A 13,730-nucleotide genomic window follows, 5' to 3' on the forward strand; every position below is an offset into this window, starting at 1 on the left:
CAAGTGGCGGGGTTGAGGTACGAGCGTGGCGCTCGGAAATCGATGCGCGGGCCCGATCTCCTCCAGGGAGGAGACCGGGTTTGCGGTTACAGCAGGATGGTGCGGATATCCGCCAGCAGGTCGCTCAGGCGCTTGGTGAAGCGCGCGGCGGCCGCGCCGTTGATCACGCGGTGATCGTAGGACAGCGACAGCGGCAGCATCAGCTTGGGCTGGAAGGCTTTGCCGTCCCAGACTGGCTGGATGGTGGCCTTGGAAACACCCAGGATCGCTACTTCCGGTGCGTTGACGATCGGCGTGAAGCCGGTGCCGCCAATGTGCCCGAGGCTGGAAATGGTGAAGCAGGCACCCTGCATGTCGTCGGCGGAGAGCTTCTTGGTCCGGGCCTTTTCCGCCAGGGAAGCCGCTTCGGCGGCGAGTTGCAGCAGGTTCTTCTGGTCGACGTTCTTGATCACCGGGACCAGCAGGCCATCCGGGGTATCGACGGCGAAGCCGATGTTGACGTACTTCTTGCGGATGATCGCCTTGCCGCTTGGTGCCAGCGAACTGTTGAAGTCCGGCAGTTCCTTGAGCAGGTGGGCGCAGGTCTTGAGCAGCAGAGGCAGGATGGTCAGCTTGACGCCGGCCTTCTCGGCCACGGCTTTCTGGGCCACGCGGAACGCTTCCAGCTCGGTGATATCCGCCGAGTCGAATTGAGTCACGTGCGGCACGTTCAGCCAGCTGCGGTGCAGGTTGGCGGCGCCAGCCTGCATCAGGCGGGTCATCGGTACTTCTTCGATTTCGCCGAAGCGGCTGAAGTCCACGACCGGGATCGGCGGGATGCCGGCACCGCCGGTTGCGCCGGCAGCTGCTGCGGCCGGTGCTTCCTTGGCCTTCTGCATCATCGCCTTGACGTAGACTTGCACGTCTTCCTTGAGGATGCGGCCGTGGGGGCCGCTGGCGCTGACAGCGTTCAGTTCGACGCCGAATTCACGAGCCAGTTGGCGTACCGCCGGGCCGGCATGAACCTTGGCACCCGAGTTGACCGGGGCGGCGGTTGGCGCGGTGGCCGCTACAGGTGCAGCGGCAGGCGCCGCTTCAGCCTTGGCCGGTGCAGTCGGTGCTGCTGCTGGAGCAGGAGCGGCTGGGGCGGCAGCCCCCTTGACCTTCAACTTGAGGATCAGGTCACCGGTACCGACTTCGTCGTCGAGTTTGATGGAAACGCTTTCCACCACGCCGGCGGCCGGCGACGGGATTTCCATGCTGGCTTTGTCGGACTCGAGGGTGATCAGCGATTGATCGACCTCGACGGTGTCGCCGGCCTTGACCGAGACTTCGATGATCTTGGCCTTGCCCGACGAACCGATATCCGGCACGTGGATGTCCTGGACGCTGTCGGCAACCGGAGCAGCTGCTGCAGCAACTGGTGCTGCAGCGGCAGCCGGCGCGGCGGCAGCCTGGGCCGGGGCAGGAGCCGCGGCTGGCGCGGCGCCAGCGACTTTCAGGACCAGGATCAGGTCACCGGTGCCGACTTCGTCGTTGAGCTTGACGCTGATGCTTTCCACGACGCCGGCGGCCGGCGACGGGATCTCCATGCTGGCCTTGTCGGATTCGAGGGTGATCAGCGATTGATCAGCTTCGATGCTGTCGCCGACCTTGACCGAGATCTCGATGATCTGGGCCTTGCCCGACGAACCGATGTCCGGCACGTGCACTTGCTGGACCGAGGCAGTGGCAGGTGCGGCGCTCGGGGCGGCAACCGGCGCGGCGGCCGCAACCGGAGCCGCCGCCTGGGCAGCAGGTGCTGGTGCGGCAGCGGGAGCCGCGGCGGCGGCACCTTCGACTTCCAGTTCCAGCAGCTCGTCGCCTTCTTTCAGGCGGTCGCCCAGCTTCACTTTCAGGCTCTTGATGATACCGGCTTTCGGCGCGGGCACTTCCATGCTCGCCTTGTCCGATTCCAGCGTCAGGATGCTCTGGTCGGCTTCGATGCGATCGCCGACCTTCACAAACAGTTCGATTACTTCACCTTCACCGCTGCCGATGTCAGGTACGCGAATGAGTTCGCTCACAGGGTGTCTCCTCAGCAGTCCAGTGGGTTGCGTTTTTCCGGGTTGATCCCGAACTTGACGATGGCGTCGGCCACCACCTTGGGTTCGATCTCACCACGGTCAGCCAAGGCTTCCAGGGCTGCCAACACCACGAAATGACGGTCGACTTCGAAGAAGTGACGCAGCTTCTTGCGGCTGTCACTGCGGCCGAAACCGTCGGTACCCAGGGCTTTGAACTCCTTGGATGGGACCCACTGGCGAATCTGTTCAGCAAACAACTTCATATAGTCGGTAGAGGCGATCACCGGACCTTTGCGGCCGTTGAGGCATTCTTCGACGTAGCTCAGCTTTGGCTTCTGGCCAGGGTGCAGGCGGTTGCTGCGCTCCACGGCCAGGCCGTCGCGACGCAGTTCGTTGAAGCTGGTCACGCTCCATACGTCGGCGCCGATATTGAATTGCTCACGCAGGATCTTCGCCGCTTCACGCACTTCGCGCAGGATGGTGCCGGAGCCCATCAGTTGCACGTGGTGGGCTGCTTCCTTGGTGTCTTCCTCGAGCAGGTACATGCCCTTGATGATGCCTTCCTCGACACCGGCCGGCATGGCGGGCTGCTGGTAGGACTCGTTCATCACGGTGATGTAGTAGAAAACGTCCTGCTGCTCTTCGGTCATCTTCTTCATGCCGTCCTGGATGATCACCGCCAGCTCATAGCCGTAGGTTGGATCGAAGGTACGGCAGTTCGGGATGGTGCCCGCGAGGATATGGCTGTGACCGTCTTCGTGCTGCAGGCCTTCGCCATTCAGCGTGGTCCGGCCGGCGGTGCCGCCGATCAGGAAGCCACGGGTACGGCTGTCGCCGGCGGCCCAGGCCAGATCGCCGATGCGCTGGAAGCCGAACATCGAGTAGAAGATGTAGAACGGCAGCATTGGCTGGTTGTGGCTGGAGTACGAAGTACCGGCGGCGATGAAGGAGCTCATGGCGCCTGCTTCGTTGATGCCTTCTTCGAGAATCTGACCCTTCTTGTCTTCCTTGTAGAACATCACCTGGTCTTTATCGACTGGCTCGTAGAGCTGGCCGACGGACGAGTAGATGCCCAGTTGGCGGAACATGCCTTCCATACCGAAGGTGCGGGCTTCGTCCGGGATGATCGGGACGATGCGCGAGCCGATTTCCTTGTCCTTGACCAGTTGCGCGAGGATCCGCACGAAGGCCATGGTAGTGGAGATTTCACGGTCGCCCGAGCCGTCCAGGATGGCCTTGAGGGTATCGAGTGGCGGGGTCGGGATGTTGAAGCTTTGCGCGCGGCGCTGTGGCACGAAACCGCCGAGTGCGCTGCGGCGCTCGCTGAGGTAGCGGGCTTCGGCGCTGTTGGCTTCGGGCTTGAAGAACGGCAGGTTTTCCAGCTGGTCGTCTTTGACCGGAATGTCGAAGCGATCGCGGAACAGCTTCAGGCTTTCGACATCAACCTTCTTGGTGTTGTGCGCGGTGTTCTTCGCTTCGCCGGCGCCGGTACCATAACCCTTGATGGTCTTGGCCAGGATGACGGTCGGTTGTTCCTTGTGGTTGACCGCTTCGTGGTACGCCGCGTAGACCTTGTACGGGTCGTGGCCGCCACGGTTGAGTTTCCAGATCTCGTCGTCGGACAGGTCGGCAACCATCGCCTTGAGTTCAGGCGAGTTGAAGAAGTGTTCACGCACGAACGCGCCGTCTTTGGCCTTGTAGTTCTGGTACTCGCCGTCGATGACTTCGTCCATCCGGCGTTGCAGGATGCCGTCGACATCCTTGGCCAGCAGTGGGTCCCAGAAGCGACCCCAGATGACTTTGGTAACGTTCCACTGGGCGCCACGGAACACGCCTTCGAGTTCCTGGATGATCTTGCCGTTACCGCGAACCGGGCCGTCGAGGCGCTGCAGGTTGCAGTTGATGACGAAGATCAGGTTGTCCAGCTTCTCGCGACCGGCCAGGGAGATGGCGCCGAGGGATTCCGGCTCGTCGCACTCGCCGTCGCCCAGGAAGCACCAGACTTTCTGCTTGCCTTCCGGGATGAAACCACGGGCTTCCAGGTACTTCATGAAGCGTGCCTGGTAGATCGCCTGGATCGGGCCCAGGCCCATGGAAACGGTTGGGAACTGCCAGAAATCAGGCATCAGCCAAGGGTGCGGGTAGGACGACAGGCCGTGACCGTCGACTTCCTGGCGGAAGTTGTTCATTTGTTCTTCGCTGATGCGACCTTCCATGAACGCACGGGCGTAGACGCCTGGCGAGGTGTGGCCCTGGAAGTAGATCAGGTCGCCGCCGTGTTCGTCGGTCGGGGCCTGGAAGAAGTAGTTGAAGCCGATGTCATACAGGGTGGCACTGGACGCGAAGCTGGAGATGTGACCGCCCAGGTCAGAATCTTTCAAGTTCGTGCGCATTACCATGGCCATCGCGTTCCAGCGCACCAGCGAGCGAATGCGGCGTTCCATGAACAGGTCGCCAGGCATGCGTGCTTCGTGGGTGACGGGAATCGTGTTGCGGTACGGTGTGGTGATGGCGTAGGGCAGTTGCGAGCCGCTGCGGGTCGCGAGTTCGCCCATACGGGTCATCAGGTAGTGAGCACGGTCTTCGCCTTCTTTGTCGAGAACCGATTCCAGGGCGTCCAGCCATTCCTGGGTTTCGACGGGATCGAGGTCTTGCATGGCTTGCTCCAGGGCGGAAAGGCTTCCAGAATCGGTTGCCTGAGTTTGCGACTGGCCTTGTGGGCAGACGACATAAATTCTTGGATGTCCGGAGGTTGTACCGGAGTCCTGTAGTTTTACTACAAATCGTCGACCATTTCAGCCTTTCGAATGTATAGACGAGTAGTAAAACTACAGATCGACGAGTGAAAACTTCCTGCTATGTTGTGAACCTAATCGATATTGTTGGTTGGAAAATAATCAAGGTGAGCACCTTTTTGAGGTTGGCTGCCAAAAAATAACCATTATCAGCTATTTCTAACTTTTGTTCGACAGTCCTTTCCACAGCGTGTTTCTCGCTATCACAGACTGCGGCTGATTGTTCGATCACCAAGGATAGACCATGAGCCTTCCAATGTTGGCCGACCTGCCGGCCATTCTCCTGTCTGCCGCCAATCGTGCCGAGCAGTCGTTTCGTGCCGCCGTTGCCGCCCTGGAGGACGATCACGGGCTGGCCCAGTGGACCGCGCAACGCTGGGCGCAGTTCGCCCGGGTCGGCGCGGCCAGTGACTTCTTTATTGAACAATCGCTGCGTGACCCTCTGATGTTGCTGGAGCTGGCGCAGTTCGGCGACCTGGATCGCGGCTTTGCACCGGGGGAGATGTGCGGGCAGGTCGCCGCGGCGTTGCAGCAGGTCGAAACGGAAGATGAGCTGGGGCGGGTCCTGCGCCGTCAGCGCACGCGCCAGCAGGTGCGGATCATCTGGCGTGACCTGACGCGCCAGGCGGACTTGGTGCAGACCTGTCGCGACCTTTCCGACCTGGCCGACGCCTGCATCGACCAGGCCTATCAATGGCTGTACCCGCGCTATTGCCAGCAGTTCGGCACGCCCACCGGGCGGCGCAGTGGCCAGGCGCAGCAAATGGTCGTCCTCGGCATGGGCAAGCTCGGTGCCGTGGAGTTGAACCTGTCCTCCGACATTGACCTGATCTTTGCCTACCCGGAAGGCGGCGAGACGGTCGGGGTCAAGCGCCCGTTGGACAACCAGGAGTTTTTCATCCGCCTGGGCCAGCGACTGATCAAGGCCCTGGACCCGATGACTGTCGACGGTTTCGTGTTTCGTGTCGACATGCGCTTGCGGCCCTATGGCTCGGCCGGTGCGCTGGTGCTGAGCTTCAATGCCCTGGAACAGTACTACCAGGACCAGGGCCGTGACTGGGAACGCTACGCGATGATCAAGGCGCGAGTGGTGGCCGGCGACCAGGTGGCTGGCGCGCAGTTGCTGGAAATGCTGCGACCCTTCGTCTATCGGCGTTACCTGGACTTCTCGGCCATCGAAGCGCTGCGCACCATGAAACAGTTGATCCAGCAGGAAGTCCGACGCAAGGGCATGGCCGAGAATATCAAGCTGGGTTCCGGCGGTATTCGCGAGGTCGAGTTCATTGCCCAGGCCTTCCAGCTGATTCACGGCGGGCGTGACCTGAGCTTGCAGCAGCGGCCGCTGTTGAAGGTGCTGGGAACCCTGGAAGGCCAGGGCTATCTGCCGTCGGCGGTGATCGGCGAGTTGCGCAGCGGCTATGAGTTTTTGCGCTACACCGAGCATGCGATCCAGGCGATTGCCGACCGCCAGACCCAGATGTTGCCCGACGATGACAAGGACCGCGCGCGCATCGCCTTCATGATGGGCTTCGACAGCTGGGCGGCGTTCCATGAGCGGTTGATGCACTGGCGCGGGCGGGTCGATTGGCATTTCCGCCAGGTGATCGCCGACCCGGACGAAGAGGACGGCGCCGAGAGCGAAGTGATGGTCGGCGGCGAATGGCTGCCGCTGTGGGAAGAGTCCCAGGACGAAGAGGCGGCCTGCCGGCAGTTGCAGGAAGGCGGTTTCAAGGAGGCCGCCAAGGCCCTGAAGCAACTGGCGGCGCTGCGTACCAGCCCACAGTTGCGCGCCATGCAGCGTCTCGGTCGGGAGCGGCTCGATGCCTTTATTCCGCGCCTGCTGGCCCAGGCGGTGGAACATGCCGATCCGGACCTGGTACTGGAACGCGTGCTGCCGTTGGTGGAGGCCGTGGCCCGGCGTTCGGCCTACCTGGTGCTGCTCACGGAGAATCCCGGGGCCTTGCGCCGCTTGCTGACCTTGTGCGCCGCCAGCCCATGGATTGCTGAACAGATCACCCGCTTCCCCATGTTGCTCGACGAGTTGCTCAACGAAGGCCGGCTGTTCAAGCCGCCGCTGGCACCGGAGTTGGCCGCGGAGCTGCGTGAGCGCCTGACGCGGATTCCGGAGGATGACCTCGAGCAGCAGATGGAGGCGCTGCGACACTTCAAGTTGGCGCATCGCCTGCGGGTCGCGGCTTCGGAGATTTCCGGCAGCCTGCCGTTGATGAAGGTCAGCGACTACCTCACCTGGCTCGCCGAGGCGATTCTCGAACAGGTACTGGCCCTGGCCTGGCGCCAGACCGTCGCCCGTCACGGCTCGCCGCGTCGCGTCGACGGCAGTTTGTGCGATCCGGGCTTTATTATTGTCGGTTACGGCAAGGTCGGCGGTATCGAGTTGGGGCATGGCTCGGACCTGGACCTGGTGTTTATCCACGACGGCGACCCGAATGCCGAGACCGATGGTGCCAAGCCCATCGATACCGCGCAGTTCTTCACCCGCCTGGGCCAGCGGATCATTCACTTGCTGACCACCCAGACCAACTCCGGCCAGCTCTATGAAGTGGACATGCGTCTGCGCCCGTCCGGTGCTTCGGGCTTGCTGGTCAGTTCCCTGGGCGCCTTCGAGCGTTACCAGCAGAACGAAGCCTGGACCTGGGAGCACCAGGCGCTGATCCGCGCCCGGGTATTGGTGGGTTGCCAGGAGGTCGGCACGGCGTTCGAGAAAGTGCGGGCGGCGGTGCTGGGGCGTGAGCGGGATTTGCCGACCTTGCGCCAGGAGGTCAGCGAGATGCGCGCCAAGATGCGCGACAACCTGGGGAGCAAGGCCACCGCGGCGGGCACGGCGGCCAATGCCTTCGAGGCCTCGGCACCCTTCGATATCAAGCAGGATGCCGGTGGTATCGTCGATATTGAATTTATGGTGCAATACGCGACATTGGCTTGGTCGAAAGCGCACCCGGCGTTGCTCCGCTACACCGACAATATCCGCATTCTCGAAGGGCTGGAGCAGGCTGGCCTGATCCCCGCCACGGATGCCAACCTGCTGCGCGAGGCCTACAAGGCCTATCGTTCCGCCGCCCATCGCCAGGCGTTGCAGAAGGAGGCAGGGGTGATCGCCGGCGATCAGTTCGCGGTCGAACGTCGCGATGTCATGCGGATATGGACCGAGCTGGGGCTAAGCTGATTGATATTTTAGAGGCGGGGAGGCATAAGCCTCCCCGCATCGTTTGTGGAAGCCTATGAATATTCTGATCGTTGGGCCCAGCTGGGTCGGTGACATGGTGATGGCTCAGACACTGTTCCAGTGCCTGAAGCAGCGTCATCCGCAGTGCGAGATCGATGTGCTGGCCCCGGAATGGAGCCGCCCGATCCTCGAGCGCATGCCCGAGGTGCGGGCGGCCTTGAGCTTTCCGCTCGGCCATGGCGCTCTGGAACTGGCCACGCGGCGGCGCATCGGCAAGTCCCTGGCCGGTCAATACGACCAGGCGATCCTGTTGCCCAACTCGCTGAAGTCGGCGTTGGTGCCGTTTTTCGCCGGCGTGCCGAAGCGCACCGGCTGGCGCGGCGAGTTTCGCTACGGTCTGCTCAACGATGTCCGCAAGCTGGATAAGCAACGTTATCCGCTGATGATCGAACGTTTCATGGCGTTGGCCTATGACCCGGGTGAGCGCCTGCCGACGCCGTATCCGCGGCCGAGTTTGCGGATCGACCCGGCCAGCCGCGATGCCGCGCTGGCCAAGTTCGAGCTGAGCCTGGACCGTCCGGTACTGGCGCTGTGCCCGGGTGCCGAGTTCGGCGAGTCCAAGCGCTGGCCGTCGGAGCATTACGCGAAAGTCGCCGAGGCGCGGATTCGTGAAGGCTGGCAGGTCTGGCTGTTCGGTTCGAAGAACGATCACGCGGTCGGCGAAGACATTCGTCAGCGCCTGATCCCTGGTTTGCGGGAAGAAGCGGTAAACCTCAGTGGCGCCACCTCCCTGGCCGAGGCCATTGACCTGATGTCCTGCGCCGATGCGGTGGTTTCCAACGACTCGGGGCTGATGCACGTCGCCGCGGCATTGAACCGTCCGCTGGTGGCGGTCTACGGCTCGACTTCGCCGGAGTTCACCCCGCCATTGGCGGACCAGGTGGAAATCGTCCGCCTGGGCCTGGAGTGCAGTCCGTGCTTTGACCGGACCTGCCGTTTCGGTCATTACAACTGCCTGCGTCAGCTCGAGCCGACCCCGGTGAATGAAGCCTTGCAGCGTTTGCACGGCACTGCGGTCGAGGTTCACTAATTGCGCGTATTGCTGGTCAAGACCTCATCCCTGGGTGATGTGATTCATGCCTTGCCGGCGCTCACCGATGCCGCGCGGGCGATTCCCGGCATCCGTTTCGACTGGGTGGTCGAGGAAGGCTTCGCCGAATTGCCGAGCTGGCACCCGGCGGTGGACAAGGTGATTCCGGTGGCGATCCGCCGCTGGCGCAAGAATATCTGGCAGACCATCAAGAGTGGCGAGTGGCGGCGGTTCAAGGAGAGCCTGCGCGCCCGGCCCTACGATCTGGTGATCGATGCCCAGGGCCTGGTGAAAAGCGCTCTGCTGACCCGCTATACCAAGGCGCCGGTGGCCGGCCCGGACAAACAATCGGCCCGTGAACCCCTGGCCAGCCGTTTTTATTCGCGGCGCCTGGCGGTGGCGCGCAATCAGCATGCGGTTGATCGCATGCGCCAGTTGTTTGCCTTGGCGCTGGGCTATGACCTGCCCAGGGGCATGGGCGACTACGGTCTGGATGTCGACAAACTGGTCGAGTTGCCGCGCAAGGCGCCTTTCGTGCTGTTTCTGCACGGCACCACCTGGGACACCAAGCACTGGCCGGAAGCCTACTGGCGCGAGTTGGCCGTGCGCCTGGGCCAGTTGGGCGTGCCGGTGAAGCTGCCTTGGGGCAATGCCGAGGAAAAGGCCCGGGCCGAGCGGATTGCGCGCAATCTGAAACACGTCGTGGTGTTGCCCAAGCTGAACCTGGCCGGGGTCGCCAAAGTGTTGGCCGGTGCCACGGCCTGCGTGGCGGTGGATACCGGCCTCGGCCACCTGGCCGCCGCGCTGGATGTGCCGACGCTGTCGCTGTTCGGTCCGACCAGTTCGATCCTGACCGGTGCCTATGGTCGGTCGCAGATCCATCTGGCGAGCAACTTCCCCTGCGCGCCCTGTCTTCAAAAGAAATGCACCTACGTTCCGACAGCGGAGGACCAGCAGCGCTTCGATCTGAAACGCGAGTTGCCTCTGTGCTTCACGCGCTTGAATCCCGAGCGTGTGGTAAGCCGACTGAGCGCGCTGTTAATGGCTGAGGAGCGGCACTGATGCAATTGGCTTTTGTTCTGTACAAGTACTTTCCGTTTGGTGGATTGCAGCGTGACTTCATGCGCATTGCCCTGGAGTGCCAACAGCGCGGGCACCAGATCCGCATCTACAGCCTGTTCTGGGAGGGTGATATCCCGCCTGGCTTCGAGGTGGTGATGGTGCCGGTCAAGGCGTTGTTCAACCATTGGCGTTACGCCAAGTTCAGTGCCTGGGTCAAGGCCGATCTGGCCAAGCGGCCGGTGGCGCGGCTGATCGGGTTCAACAAGATGCCCGACCTGGACGTCTACTATGCCGCCGATGGCTGCTTCGAAGACAAGGCGCAGAGCCAGCGTACTTCGTTGTATCGCCTTTGGGGCCGTTACCTGCATTTCGCCGAGTATGAACGGGCGGTGTTCGCCCGGGATGCGAAGACTGAAATCCTGATGATCTCCGAAGTCCAGCAGCCGCTGTTCGTCAAGTATTACGACACGCCGCAGGAGCGCTTCCACGTGCTGCCGCCGGGGATTTCCCTGGATCGTCGGGCGCCGGCGAATGCCGCCGAGATCCGCGCCGAGTTTCGCCGCGAGTTCAAGCTGGCGGACGATGAGCTGCTGCTGGTGCAGATCGGTTCCGGATTCAAGACCAAGGGGCTCGATCGCAGCCTCAAGGCCCTGGGCGCGTTGCCGCCGGCCTTGAAAGAACGCACCCGGCTGTTTGTCATTGGCCAGGACGACCCCAAGACCTTCCAGGCGCTGAGTGCCTCGCTGGGATTGGGCGATCGCGTGCAGTTCCTCATGGGGCGCAGCGATATCCCGCGCTTCCTGTTGGGCGCCGATCTGCTGATTCACCCGGCCTACAACGAAAATACCGGCACGGTGCTGCTTGAGGCTCTGGTGGCCGGTCTGCCGGTGCTGGTGACTGCGGTCTGCGGTTATGCCCGCTACATCGCCGAGGCCGATTGCGGCCTGGTGCTGGACGAGCCGTTCGAGCAATCCCAGCTCAATCAATACCTGGAACGGATGTTGGTCGATCAGGCCGCGCGTCAGGCCTGGAGCCAGCATGGCCTGAGCTATGCCGAGACAGCTGACCTCTACAGCATGCCGCAGCGTGCGGCGGACGTGATCCTGGGGGAACTACCGCAATGAAGCTGATCCTGGCCGAGCCGTTCAAGCGCTTGTGGGCTGGACGCGATGCGTTCGCCGAGGTCGAGCGCCTGGAGGGCGTGGTTTACCGTGAGCTGGAAGCACGGCGAACCTTACGTACGGAAGTCGCCGGGCGTGGTTATTTCGTCAAGATCCACCGTGGCATCGGCTGGCGCGAGATCTTCAAGAACCTGTTGACCGCCAAACTGCCGGTCCTCGGCGCGGGCCAGGAGTGGCGGGCGATCCAGCGCCTGCAGGAAGTCGCGGTGCCGACCATGACCGCCGTGGCCTATGGCGAGCGTGGCAGCAACCCGGCGGACCAGCATTCGTTCATCGTCACCGAAGAACTGGCGCCGACCGTCAGTCTCGAAGACTTCAGCATGGACTGGCCCAAGCAGCCACCGGAGCCGCGGCTCAAGCGCGCGCTGATCGCCGAAGTGGCGCGCATGACCGGCATGATGCACCGCGCCGGGGTCAATCATCGTGACTGCTATATCTGCCATTTCCTGCTGCATACCGACAAGCCGGTGACGGCCGAGAACCTCAAGCTCTCGGTCATCGACCTGCACCGTGCCCAGACCCGCGCGACGATCCCCGCGCGTTGGCGCAACAAGGACCTGGCGGCGCTGTATTTCTCTGTGCTGGATATCGGCCTGACCCGGCGTGACCGGTTGCGTTTCCTGAAGGGCTATTTCCGCCAGCCGCTGCGCCAGATCCTGCGCGATGAAGCCGCGCTGCTGGTCTTGCTCGAGCGCAAGGCGGAAAAACTTTACCGGCGCAAACTGCGCTACGGCGGCGCGCTCTGATGTCGCTGCGTTTGCGTCGTTTGGCGAAGGAAGGGGTTGATGCGTTTATCTGAATTGAAAACTGCCGGACGGGCTCCGGCGCTGCCCCTGGACCTGGAGTTGGCGGATGCCGCCGGCAGCGGGCAACTGCAGTTGCTGAGCCTGTTGCGCGTGTTGCCCGGCCAGCGTTATGTCGGTGCCGGAGTCTGGCGTGGGCGTGCGGTGCTGGCCAAATTATTGGTGGGCAGCAAGGCGCCACGGCACTTCCAGCGAGAACTGCAGGGTGTTCGGCTGTTGGCCGAGCAGGGCCTGACCACGCCGCTGTTGTTGGCCGATGGACTGAAAGAGGGCGAGGGCGGCTGGTTGCTCTTCGAGTTTCTCGAAGGCGCCGAGAGCCTGGGCGAGGCCTGGAGCAAGGTCGAGTCGCTGCCGCTGCTGGCCGCCGCGCAACAACAGGTACTGGCCGAGGCGCTGGGCGTCATTGCGCGGATGCACGGCAAGGGCCTGTGGCAGGAAGACCTGCACCTGGACAATCTGCTGCGCCATGACGGCAAGCTGTATTTGATCGACGGTGCCGGGATCCGTGTCGAGCATCCGGGCCAGCCGTTGTCACGGCAGAAAGTGCTGGAAAACCTCGGGGTGTTTTTTGCCCAGTTGCCCAAAGCGTTCGAGCCGTTTATCGAAGAGCTGCTGGTGCACTACCTGCTGAGCAACGGCGAGCATGCGTTGCCGCTGGAGGCCTTGCTCAAGCAGGTGGACAAGGTCCGTGGCTGGCGCCTGAAGGACTTTCTCGGCAAGATCGCCCGCGAGTGTTCGCTGTTCAGTGTCCGGCGCGGGGCGTTCGGCCTGCGGGCGATTCGCCGCGAAGAAGAAGCGCTGCTGGGGCCGGTGCTGGAGCAGGCCGATGCGCTGCTCGCGCGGGGCCCCTTGTACAAGAACGGCGGTACGGCCACGGTGGGACGGGTCGATGTCGGCGGCCGTCCTCTGGTGCTCAAACGCTACAACATCAAGGGCTTCAGCCATTGGCTCAAACGTTTCTGGCGCCCGAGCCGGGCCTGGCATTCCTGGCGTGAAGGCAATCGCCTGGCGTTCCTCGGGATCGCCACGCCCAAGCCGCTAGCCGTGCTGGAGCGGCGGTTTTTCTGGTTGCGCAGCCGTGCCTACCTGCTCACCGAACATCTGGACGGGGCGGATGTGATCGAGCGCTTTGCACCATACGTGGAGTCGGGCGAGGTACCGCCGGCGGAGCTCAAGGCGCTGGAGCAGCTGTTTGCCGAGTTGATCCGTGAGCGTATCAGCCACGGTGATTTCAAGGGGCATAACCTGTTCTGGCAGGACGATCGTTGGACCCTGATCGACCTGGACTCGATGCGCCAGCATAGTTCGGCGCACAGCTTCGCCAAGGCCTACGCCCGTGATCGGGCGCGCTTCATGCGCAACTGGCCGACGAGCAGCGCCTTGTACCGCTTGATCGACCAGCGTTTGCCCCGCTCGGCGGCCCCCGAACAGGGCTGACACGCCGGCGACAGGATAAGACGGGCAGATGAAACCAGTGTGTTCGTCTGCCCTGCGTCAGCTCCCGCGATGATAATCCTTGCTATAATCCCGCCCTTTAGTTGTTTGCCACTCCCTTGGCGGCACACATTTT

At 62.8% G+C, this 13,730-nt stretch carries 8 protein-coding genes; 6 read left to right on the plus strand and 2 right to left on the minus strand.

The annotated features are described in order from the left end of the window. Nucleotides 1–86: 86 nt before the first annotated feature. Nucleotides 87–2,045, minus strand: coding sequence for a dihydrolipoyllysine-residue acetyltransferase (aceF, locus tag M5B99_RS07860; protein ID WP_248803502.1), 1,959 nt, complete (start codon nt 2,043–2,045; stop codon nt 87–89). 11 nt (nt 2,046–2,056) lie between these two features. Next, nucleotides 2,057–4,702, minus strand: coding sequence for a pyruvate dehydrogenase (acetyl-transferring), homodimeric type (aceE, locus tag M5B99_RS07865; RefSeq protein WP_248803503.1), 2,646 nt, complete (start codon nt 4,700–4,702; stop codon nt 2,057–2,059). 382 nt (nt 4,703–5,084) lie between these two features. Here aceE and glnE point away from each other — a divergent pair, with 382 nt between their 5' ends. From glnE to M5B99_RS07895, 6 genes are read left to right on the plus strand one after another with little or no spacing between them, the layout of a single operon-like run. Beyond that, nucleotides 5,085–8,024, plus strand: coding sequence for a bifunctional [glutamate--ammonia ligase]-adenylyl-L-tyrosine phosphorylase/[glutamate--ammonia-ligase] adenylyltransferase (glnE, locus tag M5B99_RS07870; protein ID WP_248803504.1), 2,940 nt, complete (start codon nt 5,085–5,087; stop codon nt 8,022–8,024). A 55-nt stretch (nt 8,025–8,079) separates the two neighbouring features. After that, on the plus strand, nt 8,080–9,114 hold the full coding sequence (gene waaF / locus M5B99_RS07875; protein ID WP_248803505.1) for a lipopolysaccharide heptosyltransferase II: 1,035 nt from the start codon (nt 8,080–8,082) through the stop codon (nt 9,112–9,114). Then, a complete protein-coding gene (gene waaC, locus M5B99_RS07880; protein ID WP_248803506.1) occupies nt 9,115–10,176 on the plus strand; it encodes a lipopolysaccharide heptosyltransferase I in 1,062 nt (353 codons plus the stop codon). Then, the gene (locus tag M5B99_RS07885) at nt 10,176–11,300 is read left to right on the plus strand and encodes a glycosyltransferase family 4 protein (protein WP_248803507.1); all 1,125 of its coding nucleotides are present in this window, start codon (nt 10,176–10,178) and stop codon (nt 11,298–11,300) included. Before waaC ends, M5B99_RS07885 begins: the two co-directional genes overlap by 1 nt. Then, nucleotides 11,297–12,103 (plus strand): lipopolysaccharide core heptose(I) kinase RfaP, encoded by an 807-nt coding sequence (rfaP, locus tag M5B99_RS07890; RefSeq protein WP_248803508.1) that lies wholly within the window; start codon nt 11,297–11,299, stop codon nt 12,101–12,103. Before M5B99_RS07885 ends, rfaP begins: the two co-directional genes overlap by 4 nt. A gap of 39 nt (nt 12,104–12,142) precedes the next feature. Then, nucleotides 12,143–13,597: a lipopolysaccharide kinase InaA family protein gene (locus M5B99_RS07895; protein ID WP_248803509.1), complete on the plus strand. Its 1,455-nt coding sequence runs from the start codon at nt 12,143–12,145 to the stop codon at nt 13,595–13,597. The last annotated feature ends 133 nt before the right edge of the window (nt 13,598–13,730 follow it).

Origin of the sequence: Pseudomonas sp. MWU13-2100 (genome assembly GCF_023242365.1) — a bacterium.
Lineage (GTDB): Bacteria > Pseudomonadota > Gammaproteobacteria > Pseudomonadales > Pseudomonadaceae > Aquipseudomonas.

Bases quoted from the DNA above. Each gene is read 5' to 3' on its own strand.
- aceE (WP_248803503.1), bottom strand. From the start codon at position 4,702: ATGCAAGACCTCGATCCCGTCGAAACCCAGGAATGGCTGGACGCCCTG.
- glnE (WP_248803504.1), top strand. From the start codon at position 5,085: ATGAGCCTTCCAATGTTGGCCGACCTGCCGGCCATTCTCCTGTCTGCC.
- waaF (WP_248803505.1), top strand. From the start codon at position 8,080: ATGAATATTCTGATCGTTGGGCCCAGCTGGGTCGGTGACATGGTGATG.
- M5B99_RS07885 (WP_248803507.1), top strand. From the start codon at position 10,176: ATGCAATTGGCTTTTGTTCTGTACAAGTACTTTCCGTTTGGTGGATTG.
- rfaP (WP_248803508.1), top strand. From the start codon at position 11,297: ATGAAGCTGATCCTGGCCGAGCCGTTCAAGCGCTTGTGGGCTGGACGC.
- M5B99_RS07895 (WP_248803509.1), top strand. From the start codon at position 12,143: ATGCGTTTATCTGAATTGAAAACTGCCGGACGGGCTCCGGCGCTGCCC.